This is a genomic window from Bradyrhizobium sp. (assembly GCF_016213215.1).
Taxonomy (GTDB): Bacteria; Pseudomonadota; Alphaproteobacteria; order Rhizobiales; family Xanthobacteraceae; genus Bradyrhizobium.
This window is the reverse complement of sequence record NZ_JACRAW010000126.1, coordinates 21,211-37,988: the sequence shown is the minus strand read 5'-3', so window position 1 is coordinate 37,988 and position 16,778 is coordinate 21,211. Positions and strand designations below refer to the sequence as shown.

Genomic DNA, 16,778 nt, shown 5'->3' with positions numbered 1-16,778 from the left:
TCCAGCGTACGCGCGACGTTGATCCATTCCTTGCGCACGCTCGCGACGCCGAACGCCGTGTTGAGCAGCATCGGCCACACCGAACAGATGAAGATGACGAAGATTGCGGAGATCGAAGAGTCCTTGATGGTATAGAGCGCGAGCGGCATCCAGGCGAGCGGTGAGATCGGCTTCAACACCTGGATGAACGGATCGAGCGCCCGGCTGATCAGCGGCGACATGCCGATCAAGAATCCCAGGGGAATCGCGACGATAACCGCCAGCAGAAAGCCGATGCCGACGCGGGCGATCGAATAGGCAAGCTGAATTCCCAGCCCCTTGTCGTTCGGTCCATTGTCGTAGAACGGCCGCCTCACGTGTTCCCAGAGTTTCGCGCCGACATCCAGCGGCCCCGGCATCGCCGACTTGCCCTGCGTGGCGGTCAGGCCCATCAGCTTGGCGTATTCCGGGTTCATGTTGGTGACGGTTGCACTCGATCGCGTGGCGAGGTGCCAGACGCCGATGAAGGCTGCAAACAGCACGACCGTTACGATCGCTGCTCTGAGCCGGAGGGAAGCGCTCATCTAGCGCTCCCCTCGCGCGCGAGTAGTGAAGAGAGTGCGAGCCCCCTCATCACGCGCCCTTCTTGATCTTGAAGCTGGCGAGATAATCGCCCGGCTTCTCGGGATCGAACTTCTTGCCCATCACCGCAAAGGACTTGTACGACGTGGCAGGCGGCGACAGCCCCATCTCTATCATCAGCTTCCTGGTGTCGGTGGCGAGATAGACCTGCTCCGCGACAGCCTTGTAGTCGACATCGCCCTTGATCTGGCCCCAGCGCTTCATCTGCGTCAGCATCCAAACCGCGAATGACTGCCAGGGGAACGGATCGAAATCGACGCGCTTGGGATCGGTCTTCACGCCCCCGAGCCCGTCTGCATAGGTGCCGGTGAGCACCTGCTCCAGCACCGTCACCGGCGCGTTGATGTAGTTGGCCGGCGCGATCGCTTCCGCGATCTGCTTGCGGTTCTCCGCCTTCGATGCGTAGGCGGTGGCATCGACGATGGCGCGCGTCAATGCCGCAAAGCTGTTCGGCGCAGAGGTGATGAATTCGCGGCTGGCGGAAAAGCTGCAGCAGGGGTGGCCGTCCCAGATCTCCTTCGACAACAGGTGCATGAAACCGACGCCGTCGTAGATCGCGCGCTGGCAGATATTGTCCGGCGCAAGGAAGCCATCGATATTGTCGGCCCGCAGATTCGCCACCATTTCCGGCGGCGGCACCGAACGGAGCTGCACGTCGGTGTCGGGATCGATACCGTGCTCGGCGAGATAGTAGCGCAAAAGGTAGTTGTGCATGGAGTAGTCGAAGGGGATGGCGAATTTCATGCCCTTCCAGTCCTTCGGGTCGCGCTTGTCCTTGTGCTTCGTAGCCAGCACGATCCCCTGCCCGTTGATGTTCTCGATCGCGGGCACCGCAAACGGGATCGCGTTGGCGCCAAGACCGAGCGAGATCGCGATGGGCATCGGCGCCAGCATGTGAGCGGCGTCGTATTCCTTGTTGATTGTCTTGTCGCGGATCACGGCCCAGCCCGCCGTCTTCACCACTTCGACATTGAGGCCGTGCTTCGAATAGAAGCCGAGCGGCGCCGCCATGATGATCGGGGTGGCACAGGTGATCGGAATGAAGCCGACCTTGAGGTCCTTCTTTTCCGGCGTACCCGCCGCCGCAAACGCCTCGGTCGCGGTCTTGATCGGGAAGAACTGCGACAGTGCAGCGAGCGCCGTCGAGGCCCCGACCGACTTCAGGAAAGCGCGGCGCGCCACATCCTGCGGGAACATCGCGCGCATGACGGCGGAAGCAACAACGCCCTCGTACCGCTTCTCTTCACTTTCGGCCGGATCGCAGCGCAGTGCCCGCGTCGCCTGCTCGTGCTCCGCGGCAGAGCGATGCTGGCCACAGACACAGCCCGTCTTGAGACTGCGTTCGGCATCAAACGGATCATTGAACATCGACATATTGCGCCCCTTTGTCGCACTTTCCCGATGAAGCACGGCCCCATCGGCAATAAGCCAGGATCATCGTCGGTCCGGTTGCTCCTTGTGCAGCCGGACCATGTGATGCATGCACGTTTTATGCCGCTTTGCCTGTTAGCTGGGCAGCGGGCAGCCCCTGCTCGATCGGCAGCGACGGGTCGCGCGACCATTCGTTCCAGGAGCCGAAATACATCCGCACGTCGTTCACACCGGCGTTCTTCAACGCCAGGAAGGTGTTCGAGGCGCGCGCGCCCTTGAAGCAGTACAGGTAGACCGGCGTGTCCGGCGTAATGCCGACGGTGGCACACTCGGCGAGAATCTCGTCCTTCGACTTAAAGCGCGGCCCTTCGGCGGTCGGCTTCATCATGCGATACCACTCGAGCCACACGGCGCCCGGGATGCGCCCCTTGCGCGGGCAATAATCCTTTCCATACGGAGACGAGCTTTCGCCGATCCACTCATCGACGTCGCGCACGTCGAGGATCGCGACATCCGGCCTGCCGACCGCGGCCAGCATGGTCTTGGCATCGATCAGGATGTCGCCGGCCTCCGGCAGAATTGGGAACGAGGCCATCACCGGCGTCGGAACATCCTTGGTAACCGGCAGACCCGCGGCCGCCCAGGCCTCGAAGCCGCCATGGAGCACCTTGACCTTGGGATAGCCCAGCATCGTGAGAAGGTAATAACCGCGGCAGGACTGGCCGAAGCCAGAGTTCATCGACTGCTCATAGATGACCGCCGTCTCCTTGCCTGACAGTCCGGCATTGCCGAAGGCTTCGGCAAACTTGCTCTTCAGTTCGTGGATGCCTTCCGGCGTAGAGGTCGCAAGAAACGTGAAGATCTCGTGCACGTTGACCGCGTTGGGGAGGTGACCTGCGCCGTAGGCGTCGGGATTGCGAGTGTCGATGACGACACACGGCTCCTTCTTCAAGAGGTCGGCAAGTTCACCGGCAGAGATCAGAACGTCCGTCATGGCAGCCTCTCCTACTTTGGTTTGAAGTTCGGGGTCCGTTTAGAGAACCCGTTCAAGAACTCAGGCGTCCGCCAGCATCTTGCGCAGCTGCTTGGTGGCGGGCGTGACGATCGCAACGAAATAGGCTTCGCGCAGGCGGCGCTGCGCGCGATGGCTCTTCAAGTAGCCACGCGCTCCGCAATGAAGCATCGCCGCGTGCGCCGCCGCGACGCTGGCATCGCCGGCGCGCAAACGCAGGTCGATCACCTTGCGCCAATAGGCCTCCTCGGTGTTGAAGGGATCTTGCGCCAGCGCCATGGTCTCGGCCTCGAGCTCGGCGGCGAGATCGCGGAAGTGCACCGGCTGTTGCGGCAGGTAGCGGTTGACGTGACCGAGCGGGCGCTCGACCTCGTCCATGATGTTGATGCAATCCTTGATCAGGCCGAGCGCCATGCCGGCCTGCAGGAGGATGAAGCCGGCCCGGATCTTCTTGACGAACGGACCCGCCGGATCGGCCAGGATGAGGTCGTCAGGCACGAAGACGTCGCGGAATTGCACGCCGTAGGTGCCGGTGCCGTCCATCGCCAGGAACGGCTTGCACGGCTGCAACGTGATCGACGGATCGGCACAGTCGGCCAGGAACATCACCAGGGAGCCGGGCTCGTCCTCACGCTCGAAGATCGTGCCGAAGAAATGATCAGGGCCCAGGTTCGAGACCCAGGGCAGCACGCCGCGCACGACATAGCCGCCCTCGACCTTGCGGCCTTTCAGCTTGAGCTTTTCGATACCGAAGAAGCTCTTCATCGGATTGGAAAGCCCGGTCCCGCCGAGCACCTTGCCGGTGGCGAAATCATCGGCAAGGCGTTCGACAAGCTTGCGATTGCCGGAATTGGCCGCGTACCAGACCAGCGTGTTCTGACACCACGCCATGAAGGCGGTCGCGCCGCACACTTCGCCGATCGCCCCGATCGACTGGATGGCGGCGCGAAGGTCCGCGACGCCGTCTTTCGGCACATGGGTACTCCACGCGCCGAGCTCGCCAAGCCGCCGCATCAGCTCGGCGGGATAGACCTCGCCGGCATCGATGGCAGCGGCGAGCGGGGCGAGCTCCTTGCGCGCGAGCGCGGCGACCGCTTCGGTCACCGACGCCGACGGGAGCGGCCCGCTATCTTCGACCGCAAGACGCGATACAGCCAATGAACTCATCAAACCCTCCCGCATCCTGCGATCCCAAACGCCGACCTAGAGCCCGACTTCGAGGTTGACCGGCCGCGTGAAGGTGTTGGCCACCGGCGACCACTTCTTCACATGGGCAATCAGCGCGCTGACCTCCTCCTTGGAGACGCCCTCGCATTCCATGTCGACCTTCACCCGTACGTCGGTGAAACCGACCGGCTTCTCGGAGGTATCGCCGGTGCCCCAGACCGCGGTGATATTGAGGTCGCCCTCGAGCTCGAGCTCGAGCTTGTTGACGATCCATCCGCGATGGACCGCGTTGGCATGCAGGCCGACCGCGAGGCAGGAGCCGAGCGCGGCGAGCGAGGCTTCCGACGGATTGGGCGCGGTGTCGTCGCCGAGAAGCCCGGGCGGCTCGTCGACGATGTAGGGCGCGAGGTTACGGATGTAGTTGGCGTGACGGAATTTGCCCTCCGCGACCGTCTTGCACTTCAAGGTCTTGATGACCTTCGGATTGGCCTTGCCGTTGACGATCAACTGCTCGAGCCCGCCTCTGTCGATGGGCGCGAGGCAGCCAGTCAGCGCAGTTTTTTGAACGACCGCAGTCATCAGTTTTCTCCCTAGGGGACGAGGAAAGGTTAAGGATACCGAACGGTCTGTTTCCTGCACGAAGCGTGCCAGATTGCACCGGGATCAAAACGCGAAGCGATCTAGCCGGTTAACGGACGATGCCTACGGCTTGACCAGGCCAGCCCTGCCCAAAGGCAAGGCAATTGCACGCTGCGTTGCGAATAATTTCGGCGTCGCCAAGATGCGGCTTGATGAGGCGAGCGCGCTGCGATTAAGTTGTTGCCGCCATGGGCAAGCCGTCACTGAAGAAGAAAGTTGTCGCGCCGCATACTGCCGTGAGCGATGATGAGTCCGCGCGCGGCCGCCTCCTCAGCGCAGCGTCGCACCTGTTCTGCAAGAACGGAATCAACGCAACCGGTATCGACGCGATCATCGAACAGGCCGGCACGGCGAAAACCACGCTCTACAAGCTGTTCGGCTCGAAAACCAATCTCGTGCAGGCGGTGCTCGAGAGCGAAGGCAAGCAGTGGCGCGAGTGGTTCATCGGCGCGATCGAGTCCGGCGGAGGCGATCCGCAGGCAAAGCTTGAGCGGATCTTCCCGGCGCTGAAGGCCTGGTTCGGCGAAGAGCGCTTCTATGGCTGCCCCTTCATCAACGCCGTCGGCGAGCACGACAAGGATCAAAAGCAGTTTCGTACTATAGCTCTGAAGCACAAGAAGGTCGTGCTGGGGCATATCGAGAAGCTTGCGAGTGAAATGGGCGCGAGCGAGCCCGCCGTGCTCGCACACCAGCTCGCCTTGCTGATCGACGGCGCCATCGTCGCGGCGATGGTGTCGCGCGACCCAAGCGTCGCGGACACCGCGGCACTTGCGGCAGGCTCGCTGCTCGGCCCCACGACGAAGAAGCCAAAGCGCGCCGGAAATGCGCAGGCTGAGTTCGCCGCCGTGTAACCGACCTACCTGAACCTGCTGCTCGACTTACCTGTGCGCCGAGAAGTGCAGGCCGGCACTGTTGGTGATGGAAAGACTCGTTGCAGACGAAAAAGTGATGGTGTCGACGTAGCCGCTCTTCCAGGAGGCGACGACGGTCCCGCCGGCGCAGGTCCAGGTCCCGCTGTCCCCATTGCTTGCGTGGTTGGTCCCGTTAGCGTTGAAGACCGCCCTCATGCCCACCAGCCACCGCCACGTGCCGACAATTCGGCCGCAGCCCGAGGACCCGCCCTGCGCGAGCGTCCTGGTCTGCCGGGCGCCGCCGGATGATCTGCGCGCGGGGGCGGCGCCGCGAGGCTCGGGCGCGCCCTCCTCGCTCGAAATGGACTTTTCCTGCTTGCCGATGACGCCCCCGGTCTGGCCGGCCTGGGCTAACGCTGTTTGCGGTCTTCCGGACACGGCGACACCGACGAGCAGCGCAAGGACGAGCACGGCTCCGGCCCGAGACGGCAAGAGCGATTTGAGATGTTCGGAATTGTTCATGGAAGCCCCGACTAGTTTGCCGCCTGCAAACGCTGCGCACCGTCCGCGCAGATCGCTGCGATGATGCGGCATGCCTTGCCCCGCTTGCGGCAATCAGCCATCGCATCGTCCCTGGCTTTCTGCATGTCGGCGCGGGCGGCCATAGCCCAGCCGCTCTCGGAATAGGCAAAGGCCCCGCATTCGGTCCCGAAAAAGCTGATCTCGATCGGGCACTCAGATGCGTCGCCGCAGGATGCGAGCGCGCTCGCCACCGCGGCCTTTCGTGTGTCCTGCGACCACGACATGCCCCATTTGTTGCTGGCCTTCGAATAGACGATCGAACCCCAAGGCTTTAGGGGACTGAGATCACGCAGCCGGCGCAGCAGCCCCTGGGTCGGCTCTCCCGTCATCGCAAGCCTGTTGGCCTGTTCGAATTCGCGGATCGCAACCCGCGCCCGACCGCCCAGTGGTCCATCGAACGGCCCCGGATCGAAATTGAGCTCGTAGAGTCGCTCCCGGATTTCGCGAAGCGAAGCGGAGTCGGCAAGCTTGAGGGCGTCGTTCGGCTGCTCGACGGCCGCCGACTGGACCGCCGCGACCTGTTGCTCCTTCAGGATCGTCCTTGCGATGCCGGAAAAAGCGCCGTTCGGGTAGCGATTGAGGTAGGCTTGGAAGAGCTGGGGATTGCGCTCGTTCTTGATCGATTCCCAGAACGCGAGTTCAAGCACCCTCTCGTCGAGCGGCTTTCCCGGCTCCCCCGTCGCACTTTCGGGCGCCGGCACCAGCACGACGTCTTCGCCCCCAAGCGAGCCATAGACATAGGGCTCCTGCTTGTTGCCGGTTGATTTGAGGACCTCGTCGCGGGCGAAGCCGAATGCCTTGCGCACATCAAGGCCGGGCCTCGTCAGATACTTGATCAGGGCGCCGGTAAAGGGGCTGTTTTTGCTGTCGCCGTCGTAGGCCACCGATCCGGCCTTTGCGGCGAAGGCGATCAGCGTGTTGGGGTTTTCAGGCTCGACCTTGGCGAGCCCCCGCCCAATCCCGCGCGTACCGATCGAGCGCTTCATGCTCCTGTTGAACGGATTGTCGCGGCAAGCGTCCAGGATCACGAGCCGCAGCTGTTTTGCGGGCTCGATGACGGTCATGATCCGGTCGAGCGGAATGGCCTCGTCGAATGCGTCGATGTCGCGCTCGAGCACGGCGTCGACCGGGATCACGTAGTTGATACCCTCGATCTCGATGCCATGGCCGGCAAAGTAGACGATGGCGACGTCGGCATCGCGCGCCGCGTCGGAGAAATCGCGCAGCGCGCGACGCATCTCGCTCACGCTAAGATCCCGCTTCAGCTCCACGACATCGAAGCCGGCATTCCTGAAGGTGGTCCAGATCGCGGTGGAATCATTGGCGGGGTTGGTGAGCTGACTGACGTTCCGATATGCCGAATTGCCGATGACCAGGGCAACCCGCTTGGCGGCGACTGCGGGATGGCTGAACACTAGGCTCAACCCAACCGCGAAGCCGGTGACCACGACCCATCGTGTCAGGAGGTAAGACCAACCAGTGGACATCTTGCGGGCATCACCCCCAGGATCGAAGAGATCTTCGCCGAACGCCGTGTGACACAACAAGGCTTATGAATACGCGTCAAGGGAGCGGCCTTGATATACCGCAAGGAGTGACCATGACCGTTGATCCGGGCGAACCTTGGCCGGGCCCTTGCGCCTTTCGGGGTGATTTGATCACTCCACCGCGTTCGGATCGCTCCGGCATCTCGAAGCGCAGCGTCCCGCCGATGGCGCTTGAACCATTCGTAGCTCAGTGGATGGGCACCCTTCGCCTTGCCCATCCCACGGACTGTCAGGGATTCGCGCTCAGGGCCTTCAGTTCGAGGGTGGCCGCTCGGCCTTCGACAAAGGTCTTCGGACAATCTGCCGCAGCCAGCTCAAGCGACCGCCGCGCGTCTTCCTTGGAGCCGCGCTGCAAGGCAAACTCAGCGTTATAGAAATTCGCCTCGCAGACCTGGGCTTTCCTTTTTCTTGCATCGGAATCGTAGGCGGCGCTGAGCATCTGCTCCGGCGTCAGCACGCCAAGAAAGAGGTTAATGATCGGCGCAGGCCACTTCATCATGTCGAGATGCGTTGCAGCCTCTGCTAACCGGCTCGGCTGGTCACTGCGCCTTGCAGCAATTTCGCGCCACAAGGCCACATAGGCGCTCTGAGGATTGAGCCGTCCTGCCTTATCGAAATCGGCCAAAGATTGTGAAAGTGAACCGCCGTGCCAATGGACCATGGCACGAACAAAATAGGCATGGGCATCGTTGGGATCGAGTTGCAGGAGCCGATCGCAATCCGCAATCGCATGCTCAAAGTCCCCTTTGGCCTTGTACGCAGCGGAGCGGCCGACAAGCGCGTTCTTGTCCTTGGGGTTGAGCCGGATCGCCTCATCGTAGTCCGCGATGGCACGATCGAACTCGTCCAACTGATATTGCGCGTAGGCGCGGGAGCTGTAGCCAAATGTGTTTTTTGGATTGAACCGGATGACTCGATCGAAATCGGCCAACGCAAGCTCACTGTTGCCCCTGGCAAGGGAAATCTGGCCCCGGCAGTAATGTCCAGCCCCATTTTCTGGACTGATCTCGATAGCCCGCTTGCAGTCGGCCATGGCGCGCTCCGGCTCGTCTTTGGCAAAGTAGGCGAGGCCACGACCGACGTGGGCTGCGACGTTGTCCGGGTGGATCAGAAGCGCCTGACCGTATTCGACGATGGCGCGGTCAATGTCTCCTTTGGTATGGTATATTTGGGCCCGCCCCAAATAGGCGTGGACATTCTTGGGATCGATCTCGACGACCTTGCTGTAGTCGAAAAGCGCAGCATCGCTTTCGCGCTTGGCTACATGCGCGGCGGCTCGGCCAATACGGGCAGCCACATTGTTAGGATCGTGCTCGATCAGCTGGTCGTAGTCCGCGATCGCGAGGTCGACCTCACCTTTTTGCCAGTAATAGCTTGCGCGGCGGAAGTGCGCCACGATCACACTTTGCTGCACGGCCGACCCCGCCTCAATGATGGCGGTGCAGCCCGCGATCCGTTCATCAACACTGAAATTTCCGACCGGGTTGCACTTGGCCGCCAACGGCATCTCTGCGCGGACAATCGGGGTCACCGCGGACAAAAGACAGATCAACGTCAACACGACCTTCGCCGCGCACCGAATTGGACGACGTGCACGTTTGATCATGAATTGCCCCGCCGACTTCAACGCGCATAATCATAGCAACTGGCTGCGGCGTTGCACAGCCCATGGTTGCAGGAGCCAGGGCGCGGGCTACGTCTCCTGCGAGACCATTGCCGCCAGCCGCGCCAGCTCCGCCTCCAAATCGCGCTCGACACCCGTAGCCCTGATCTCGATCACCCGATAATTCCGGCTCTCCAGCCATGTCCGTCGGTTCGCTCGATCGGCAACCACAGCCTCATCCTCCTCCGGCTGGACCAGTTCAATGACGAGCCGGTGCGGAAACGAAACGAAGTCCGGTATTTGCCGGCCGACCGGGGTCTGGCGCCTGAATTGTCCCGCAAAGCGGCGGTCACGCGTCAGGGCCTGCCACAGCAATCGCTCGGCATCGGTCGGATTGCGCCGAAGCAGCCGCGCGATCCCGCGCACCGAGCCGCCCTCGGACGGAGGCAAGCCCCGCCCGTGCTCTGCGAGCAGCGCACGCAGCCGCGTCGCCTGCTCGCCGTCGAGCACCCCGCCCTTGGCGGGGCCTTTCCGCCCTTCCGCGATCGCCATGATCACCCCGTGCAGGGTGTGCATGTCCTGCTTGGTCGGATCCATACGGGTAAAGATATTGCGCAAATTGACCAGCATGGTTTCGCGCTTCTCCGCCGGGCGAAGGAACTCCACGCGGTCGAGCTCCCGCACCAGGTTCTCGAAGAAAGCTTGGATCTGGTGCTGCGAGGCGCGCTCGGAGCGCTGAGGCATATCGAAGGGCAGCGCACCGCCGCTCGCGTGCTTGAACCATTCATAGCCCAACAGGAGCACCGCCTGCGCGAGATTGAGAGACGCGAACCCCGGGTTGACCGGAAAGGTGATGGTTCGGTTCGCGAGCGCGACCTCCTCGTTGGTCAGGCCCGAGCGCTCCCGGCCGAACAGAATGCCAGCCTTGCCGCCGCCCGCGATGTGGCCGGCGATCTCGCCGGCGGCCGTTTCCGGCCCGACCACCGGCTTGGCCTGGTCATGGGCCCGGGCGGTCGAGGCAAACAGCAGGTCGAGGTCGGCAACCGCCTGCTCGACCGTGTCGAACAGCTCGACGCGCTCCAGAATGTGGTCGGCGCCGGCCGCGGCGCGCTGGGCGCTCACGTTCGGCCAGCCGTCCCGCGGATTGACAAGCCGCAGCCGGCTAAGCGCGAAATTGCCCATCGCGCGCGCCGTCATGCCGATATTCTCGCCGAGCTGGGGCTCGACCAGGATGATCACCGGGCCTTCGGCATCAAACCCCGTCTTGGTCCTGTCAGTGCCGGACATCCCGATTGGCTTCCTGGTTAAATCTCAACGTGCTGGGCTGGCAGGCTGTTCAAGCCGCCCGCAGGCCGGCGCCGCTTCGATTGCCTGCCTGACGAGAATTTCTCAAGCGAAATAATGGGGTTAGAATCAGGTTTTGCATCTCCGGCAAAACTTGAACGGCCTCGCCCCGGCCGCCAGGTCACCAGGACCACGCTCGGCTCGCAACTTTCGAGGAAGAATGAGCTGAAAGTGCATGATGCCCCAGCTTCCGCCCGCCGTTTCCGGGTGCTATGAGGCGGATATTTCCAGCCAACCCACCTAACGCGCTGTTCCCGAGAGGCTTCCCCAATCATGGCAAAAATCAAGGTGACCAACCCCGTCGTCGAGCTCGATGGCGACGAGATGACCCGGATCATCTGGCAGTACATCAAGGACAAGCTGATCACCCCATTCCTGGATATTCAGTTGATGTATTTCGACCTCGGGATGGAGAACCGCGACAAGACCAACGACCAGGTCACGATTGATTCCGCCGAGGCGATCAAGAAGGTCGGCGTGGGCGTCAAATGCGCCACCATCACCCCCGACGAGGCGCGGGTGAAGGAGTTTGGTCTCAAGGAGATGTGGAAGTCGCCCAACGGCACCATCCGCAACATCCTCGGCGGCGTCATTTTCCGCGAGCCGATCATCTGCAAGAACGTGCCGCGGCTTGTGCCGGGCTGGACCAAGCCGATCATCATCGGCCGCCACGCCTACGGCGACCAGTACCGTGCCACCGACTTTAAATTCGCGGGCAAGGGCACGCTTTCGCTGAAATTCGTCGGCGAGGACGGCACGGTGATCGAGAGGGAAGTGTTCAAGGCGCCCGGGCCCGGGGTAGCGATGGGAATGTACAACCTCGACGACTCCATCATCGACTTCGCGCGCGCCTCGCTCAATTACGGCCTGCTGCGCGGCTATCCGGTCTATCTGTCGACCAAGAACACGATCCTGAAAGTGTATGACGGCCGCTTCAAGGACATCTTCCAGCAGATCTACGATCACGAATTCAAGAAGGAGTTCGAGGCCAAGGGGCTGACCTACGAGCACCGCCTGATCGACGACATGGTGGCCTCGGCGCTGAAATGGTCAGGCGGCTATGTCTGGGCCTGCAAGAACTACGACGGCGACGTGCAGTCCGACACCGTGGCCCAGGGCTACGGCTCGCTCGGCCTGATGACCTCGGTGCTGCTCACCCCCGACGGCAAGACGGTGGAGGCCGAAGCCGCCCACGGCACGGTGACCCGGCACTATCGCGAGCACCAGAAGGGCAAGGAGACCTCGACCAACTCGATCGCGTCGATCTTTGCCTGGACGCGTGGCCTCGCCCACCGCGCCAAGCTCGACAACAACGTGGAACTGGCCAATTTCGCCGACACGCTGGAGCGGGTCTGCGTGGAAACGGTCGAGTCCGGCTACATGACCAAGGATCTCGCGCTCCTGGTCGGCGCCGACCAGCGCTGGCTTTCCACGACCGGCTTCCTCGACAAGGTCGCCGAGAACCTCAACAAGGCGCTGGCGCGCTGAACGGCCGCGAGGGCACGCGGCCGTTCGCATAAAGGTGACGCATGCTCTTCATGGTGATCGAACGCTTCAAGGACCGGGACCCGATCCCGGTCTACCGACGTGTTCGTGACCCCGGCATCAAGTTTCCCGACGGGCTGAAATACGTCGGGAGCTGGATCGAGCCGAATTTCGATCGCTGTTTTCAGCTGATGGAATGCGACGATCTGCGATTGCTTCAGGAGTGGGTGCTCCTGAACAATCGGGATCTGGGTATGACGTTCGAGATCGTTCCGGTCGTACCGAGCACGGAAACCCGCGAAGTCGTCGCGCCTTTTCTCGATCAGGAGTAGTCGGCCCGCTTATTCGTCCCGGGGCTCGCCCTCTTTCTCACCTTGCGCCAGTTCCGCGGTCGCGAGATCGCCGGATTCGGCAAGCCGCGCCTTGGCGGTCTTGCGCACGTGCGCGGCCAGGGCAGGCATCCGCTCGATCAGCGCATGAAAATCCTGGGCGTCCAGCAGCAGAAGCCTGGTCTTGCGCGTTGCCGTCACCGTGCCGCTGCGTTTGGTTCGGTGCAGCAGCGCGATCTCGCCGAAGAAAGTGCCGTCGGAAAGCCGCACGTGCTGGTTCGGCAGCTCGATTTCGACCTCGCCCGCGGCGATGAAATACATCGATGTGGCGGGTTCGCCCCGTCGCACCAGAACTTCATCCTGCTCGATCGTGCGCGCGCGCAACAGGCGCATGATGTCGGCGATCTCGACCGCCGAAAGGTTCGCGAACAGCGGCACGCGGGCGAGCATGCCCCAGGTCACGACGAAGTCGCGTCGTCGCACCTCGTCGGCAAACGCCGAGGAAATGATCGCGACCGGCAGCGCGATCATGGCGAAGCCGCAGATGATGGCAACAACCGTCACGATCTTGCCGAGCGGCGTCACCGGCACCACGTCGCCGTAACCGACCGTGCCGAGGGTGACGATCGCCCACCACATCGCCTCCGGGATATTGCCGAACTTCTCGGGCTGAACGTCGCGTTCGATCGCATAGAGCAGCGAAGCAAAAACCAGCACCGCGCTGGCCAGGATCGCCAGGCACCCGACCAGCGTTCGCCGCTCGGCATAGACCGCCGCAAACAGCGAACGCATGGGCGGCGAATAGCGGACCAGCTTGAAGAACGGCAACACGCCCAGCACAAAGAGCGTCGAGCGCCTGCCCGCGACCAGCACGACCGCGGCCGGCAGGAACGCCATCAGATCAATAATGCCGAAGCTCGAGAAGACATATTCGATCCTGTCGCGCAGCGGAGAGCTTTTGCGCGGCGTATGACCTGCAACCGTCCAAAGCCGCGCGGCATATTCCAGCGCGAAAATGGCCGCCGCCCCGATCGCAATCCCGGTGAAAACGGTGCCGAAGCGCGCATCCAGCTCCGGCACGGAGGCCAGCGCCATGGCCACGACGTCCAGGATGACCACGACCGCGATCAGCCGGACGACGCGCGAGCCCAAGGTATGTGGCAGATGATCGTGTTCCAGCAGCTCGAAGAGACGGTCCCGCAAGGCGGGATCGCCGGCCTTACGCCTGTGCGGAACGACCCGCACCACCTTACGCGCCTGACATGGCTTTTTCGATCGCCGACAGCGCCGCGTCAGCCTTGGCACCGTCAGGACCGCCGGCCTGCGCCATGTCGGGCCGGCCGCCTCCACCCTTGCCGCCGAGCGCGACCGAGGCCACCCGAACGAGGTCGACCGCGTTATAGCGCGACGTCAGATCGGGCGTGACGCCGACCACGACTCCGGCCTTGCCGTCCTCGGTGAGGCCGACGATGGCGACCACGCCGGAGCCAAGCTGCTTCTTGCCGTCGTCGGCCAGACTCTTGAGATCCTTCATCTCGATGCCCTCCACCGCGCGCGCCATCAGCTTGACGTTGCCGACCTCGCGGATTCCGGCGGCGGGGCCGTCGCCGGCCGCCGCGCCTCCGCCCATCGCCAGCTTCTTGCGCGCATCCGACAGGTCGCGCTCGAGCCGCTTGCGCTCTTCCATAAGCGCGGCAATGCGGGCCGGCATGTCGTCGATGGACGTCCGCAATTCCGCCGCCGCGGTCTTGGCGAGCGCGATCGCGTCGTTGGCGTGCTTGCGCGCGAGTTGCCCGGTCAGCGCCTCGATGCGGCGGACGCCGGAGGATACCGCGCTTTCGCCGGTCACCGAGATCAGGCCGATGTCGCCGGTTCGGCGGACATGGGTGCCGCCACACAGCTCGACCGACCAGCCGAACGCGTTCTGGCCATGGTCGCGGGCGGTCTTGCCCATCGACACCACGCGCACTTCATCGCCGTACTTCTCGCCGAACAGGGCGCGGGCACCGGCCTCGCGGGCCTCGTCCAGCGCCATCAGGCGGGTCGTGACCTCTTCGTTCTCCACCACCACCTCGTTGGCGATGTCCTCGACGCGCGCCAGCTCTTCCGCCGTGATGGGCTTGGGATGGGCGAAGTCGAAGCGCAGCCGGTCGGGAGCGACCAGCGAGCCGCGCTGGGCGATATGGTCGCCGAGCACCTGCCGCAGCGCCTCGTGCAGGAGATGGGTCGCCGAGTGATTGCGCCGGATCGCGCCGCGCCGGGTGTGGTCCACATCGAGCTGTAGCGCGGCGCCCACCTTCAGGGTGCCCTGTTCCACGGTGCCGAGATGCACGAACAGATCGCCGGCCTTCTTCTGCGTATCGGTCACGCGGAACTTGACGCCGTCACCGCTCATGATGCCGATGTCGCCGACCTGGCCGCCCGACTCGCCGTAGAACGGGGTCTGGTTGAGCACGATCGCGCCGGTCTCACCGGCTTTGAGGCTGTCCGCTTCCGCGCCGTCCTTGACGATCGCGGTAACCGCGCCTTCTGCCGTCTCGGTCTCGTAGCCGAGAAACTCGGTCGCCCCTAGCTTTTCGCGCAGCGGGAACCAGACGCTTTCGGTCGCAGCCTCTCCCGAGCCCGCCCAGGCCGCGCGCGCCTTCTCGCGCTGCCGGTTCATGGCATCCGTGAACGAGGCCTGGTCAACGCTGATGCCGCGCGATTTCAGGGCGTCCTGCGTCAAATCCAGCGGGAAACCGTAGGTGTCGTAGAGCGTGAAGGCGACGTCGCCGTCGAACATGTCGCCCTGCTTCAAGCCGACCGACTTCTCATCGAGAATGGCAAGACCGCGCTCCAAGGTCTTGCGGAAGCGGGTTTCTTCCAGCCGCAGCGTTTCCTTGATCAGGTTCTCGGCACGCACGAGTTCCGGATAGGCCTGCCCCATCTCGCGCACCAGTGCCCAGACCAGGCGGTGCATCAACGGGTCGCGGGCGCCGAGGAGCTGCGCGTGGCGCATGGCGCGGCGCATGATCCGGCGCAGCACGTAGCCGCGACCTTCGTTCGAGGGCAGAACGCCGTCGGCGATGAGGAACGATGAAGCGCGCAAGTGGTCGGCGATCACGCGCAGCGAAGCCTTGTTCGGCCCCTGCGGATCGGCGTTGGTAAGATCGGCAATGGCGCGGATCAGCGCGACGAAGAGATCGATGTCGTAATTGTCGTGCTTGCCCTGCAGCACGGCCGCGACGCGCTCAAGCCCCGCGCCGGTGTCGATCGAGGGCTTGGGCAGCGGATTGCGCGCCCCGCCTTCGAGCTGCTCGAACTGCATGAACACGAGATTCCAGATCTCGACATAGCGGTCGCCGTCAGCCTCCGGCGAGCCGGGCGGCCCACCCCAGATCTTGTCGCCGTGATCATAGAAGATTTCCGAGCACGGCCCGCAGGGCCCGGTGTCGCCCATCTGCCAGAAATTGTCGGAGCCGGCGATGCGGATGATGCGCGAGTCGGGCAGGCCCGAGATTTTCTTCCACAGCCCGTGCGCCTCGTCGTCGTCGATATAGACGGTCGCCCACAGCTTGTCCTTCGGCAGGCCGAACTCCTTGGTGACGAGCTTCCAGGCGAGCTCGATCGCGCGCTCCTTGAAGTAGTCGCCGAAGGAGAAGTTGCCGAGCATCTCGAAGAAGGTGTGATGCCGCGCGGTGTAGCCGACATTGTCGAGGTCGTTGTGCTTGCCGCCGGCACGCACGCATTTCTGCGAGGTGGTGGCGCGCACATAGGGGCGCTTCTCGACGCCGGTGAAGACGTTCTTGAACTGCACCATGCCGGCATTGGTGAACATCAGGGTCGGATCGTTGCGCGGCACGAGCGGCGAGGACGGCACGATCTCGTGGCCGTTCTCAGCAAAGAAGTTCAAGAAGGTCGACCTGATCTCGTTGACGCCGCTCATGTTCATCCAATCGGAAAAGGCTGGTCCGGTTAGCCAGAATCCAGAATACGGGGTATTTCGCAGCATGACCCGCCAAAGTGCGTAGCGGTTTGGGGAAAAGGTCATGCGCCAAATGTATTGGAGCGCGGCCGGACGCAAAAGCGGGGTCCCACTCTTGCTGGCCGGGCTCCGCGAACCGCTTTTAGACAAGGGCAACCGCCCTGTCCAGAAACTGTGCAGGCAGATCATAGGGTTGCCGCGACAGCGTAATCCTCGTTGATAGTTGCTGCGCCCGCGTTGACAGGCTTGTCGCGGCCGTGTTC

14 protein-coding genes are annotated in these 16,778 nt (G+C 63.3%); 3 read left to right on the top strand and 11 right to left on the bottom strand.

Translation table 11 applies throughout. From position 1 onward, the window contains the following. The 5 genes from HY852_RS21125 to HY852_RS21105 form a co-directional block, all read right to left on the bottom strand. The coding region (locus HY852_RS21125) for an ABC transporter permease (RefSeq protein ID WP_367116390.1) at nt 1-563 on the bottom strand (563 nt) is incomplete at its 3' end. A 49-nt stretch (nt 564-612) separates the two neighbouring features. After that, the gene (locus tag HY852_RS21120; RefSeq protein WP_291606828.1) at nt 613-1,995 is read right to left on the bottom strand and encodes a CmpA/NrtA family ABC transporter substrate-binding protein; all 1,383 of its coding nucleotides are present in this window, start codon (nt 1,993-1,995) and stop codon (nt 613-615) included. 115 nt (nt 1,996-2,110) lie between these two features. Then, nucleotides 2,111-2,986 carry a sulfurtransferase gene (locus HY852_RS21115; protein WP_291606827.1) on the bottom strand — a complete coding sequence of 292 codons (876 nt, stop codon included), beginning with the start codon at nt 2,984-2,986 and terminating at the stop codon, nt 2,111-2,113. A gap of 60 nt (nt 2,987-3,046) precedes the next feature. Beyond that, nucleotides 3,047-4,171 (bottom strand): acyl-CoA dehydrogenase family protein, encoded by a 1,125-nt coding sequence (locus HY852_RS21110; RefSeq protein ID WP_291606826.1) that lies wholly within the window; start codon nt 4,169-4,171, stop codon nt 3,047-3,049. Nucleotides 4,172-4,207: 36 nt separating this feature from the next. Further along, nucleotides 4,208-4,750, bottom strand: a complete 543-nt coding sequence (locus tag HY852_RS21105; RefSeq protein WP_291606825.1) for an OsmC family protein — start codon at nt 4,748-4,750, stop codon at nt 4,208-4,210. Nucleotides 4,751-4,998: 248 nt separating this feature from the next. Here HY852_RS21105 and HY852_RS21100 point away from each other — a divergent pair, with 248 nt between their 5' ends. Beyond that, nucleotides 4,999-5,661 (top strand): TetR/AcrR family transcriptional regulator, encoded by a 663-nt coding sequence (locus tag HY852_RS21100; protein ID WP_291606824.1) that lies wholly within the window; start codon nt 4,999-5,001, stop codon nt 5,659-5,661. A gap of 27 nt (nt 5,662-5,688) precedes the next feature. On the opposite strand, the gene HY852_RS21095 is transcribed toward HY852_RS21100, so the two are convergent. The 4 genes from HY852_RS21095 to HY852_RS21080 form a co-directional block, all read right to left on the bottom strand. Beyond that, nucleotides 5,689-6,183, bottom strand: a complete 495-nt coding sequence (locus tag HY852_RS21095) for a hypothetical protein (RefSeq protein WP_291606823.1) — start codon at nt 6,181-6,183, stop codon at nt 5,689-5,691. A gap of 11 nt (nt 6,184-6,194) precedes the next feature. Continuing rightward, nucleotides 6,195-7,730, bottom strand: coding sequence for a caspase family protein (locus HY852_RS21090; protein WP_291606822.1), 1,536 nt, complete (start codon nt 7,728-7,730; stop codon nt 6,195-6,197). A 289-nt stretch (nt 7,731-8,019) separates the two neighbouring features. Continuing rightward, on the bottom strand, nt 8,020-9,396 hold the full coding sequence (locus HY852_RS21085) for a tetratricopeptide repeat protein (protein ID WP_291606821.1): 1,377 nt from the start codon (nt 9,394-9,396) through the stop codon (nt 8,020-8,022). An 87-nt stretch (nt 9,397-9,483) separates the two neighbouring features. Further along, nucleotides 9,484-10,680 (bottom strand): TrmJ/YjtD family RNA methyltransferase, encoded by a 1,197-nt coding sequence (locus HY852_RS21080; protein ID WP_291606820.1) that lies wholly within the window; start codon nt 10,678-10,680, stop codon nt 9,484-9,486. A gap of 330 nt (nt 10,681-11,010) precedes the next feature. Between HY852_RS21080 and HY852_RS21075 the strand changes: the two genes are divergently transcribed. Together HY852_RS21075 and HY852_RS21070 are read left to right on the top strand one after the other, a co-directional pair. Next, entirely contained in the window at nt 11,011-12,225 is a 1,215-nt protein-coding gene (locus tag HY852_RS21075) for an NADP-dependent isocitrate dehydrogenase (RefSeq protein WP_291606819.1), read from the top strand. Nucleotides 12,226-12,266: 41 nt separating this feature from the next. Next, nucleotides 12,267-12,554: a DUF3303 family protein gene (locus tag HY852_RS21070; RefSeq protein ID WP_291606818.1), complete on the top strand. Its 288-nt coding sequence runs from the start codon at nt 12,267-12,269 to the stop codon at nt 12,552-12,554. 9 nt (nt 12,555-12,563) lie between these two features. On the opposite strand, the gene HY852_RS21065 is transcribed toward HY852_RS21070, so the two are convergent. Together HY852_RS21065 and alaS are read right to left on the bottom strand one after the other, a co-directional pair. Continuing rightward, the gene (locus HY852_RS21065) at nt 12,564-13,796 is read right to left on the bottom strand and encodes a cyclic nucleotide-gated ion channel (protein ID WP_291606830.1); all 1,233 of its coding nucleotides are present in this window, start codon (nt 13,794-13,796) and stop codon (nt 12,564-12,566) included. A gap of 4 nt (nt 13,797-13,800) precedes the next feature. After that, nucleotides 13,801-16,476, bottom strand: coding sequence for an alanine--tRNA ligase (alaS, locus tag HY852_RS21060; protein WP_291606817.1), 2,676 nt, complete (start codon nt 16,474-16,476; stop codon nt 13,801-13,803). Between the last annotated feature and the right edge of the window lie 302 nt (nt 16,477-16,778).

Bases quoted from the DNA above. Each gene is read 5' to 3' on its own strand.
- HY852_RS21120 (WP_291606828.1), bottom strand. From the start codon at position 1,995: ATGTCGATGTTCAATGATCCGTTTGATGCCGAACGCAGTCTCAAGACG.
- HY852_RS21115 (WP_291606827.1), bottom strand. From the start codon at position 2,986: ATGACGGACGTTCTGATCTCTGCCGGTGAACTTGCCGACCTCTTGAAG.
- HY852_RS21110 (WP_291606826.1), bottom strand. From the start codon at position 4,171: ATGAGTTCATTGGCTGTATCGCGTCTTGCGGTCGAAGATAGCGGGCCG.
- HY852_RS21105 (WP_291606825.1), bottom strand. From the start codon at position 4,750: ATGACTGCGGTCGTTCAAAAAACTGCGCTGACTGGCTGCCTCGCGCCC.
- HY852_RS21100 (WP_291606824.1), top strand. From the start codon at position 4,999: ATGGGCAAGCCGTCACTGAAGAAGAAAGTTGTCGCGCCGCATACTGCC.
- HY852_RS21095 (WP_291606823.1), bottom strand. From the start codon at position 6,183: ATGAACAATTCCGAACATCTCAAATCGCTCTTGCCGTCTCGGGCCGGA.
- HY852_RS21090 (WP_291606822.1), bottom strand. From the start codon at position 7,730: ATGTCCACTGGTTGGTCTTACCTCCTGACACGATGGGTCGTGGTCACC.
- HY852_RS21085 (WP_291606821.1), bottom strand. From the start codon at position 9,396: ATGATCAAACGTGCACGTCGTCCAATTCGGTGCGCGGCGAAGGTCGTG.
- HY852_RS21080 (WP_291606820.1), bottom strand. From the start codon at position 10,680: ATGTCCGGCACTGACAGGACCAAGACGGGGTTTGATGCCGAAGGCCCG.
- HY852_RS21075 (WP_291606819.1), top strand. From the start codon at position 11,011: ATGGCAAAAATCAAGGTGACCAACCCCGTCGTCGAGCTCGATGGCGAC.
- HY852_RS21070 (WP_291606818.1), top strand. From the start codon at position 12,267: ATGCTCTTCATGGTGATCGAACGCTTCAAGGACCGGGACCCGATCCCG.
- alaS (WP_291606817.1), bottom strand. From the start codon at position 16,476: ATGAGCGGCGTCAACGAGATCAGGTCGACCTTCTTGAACTTCTTTGCT.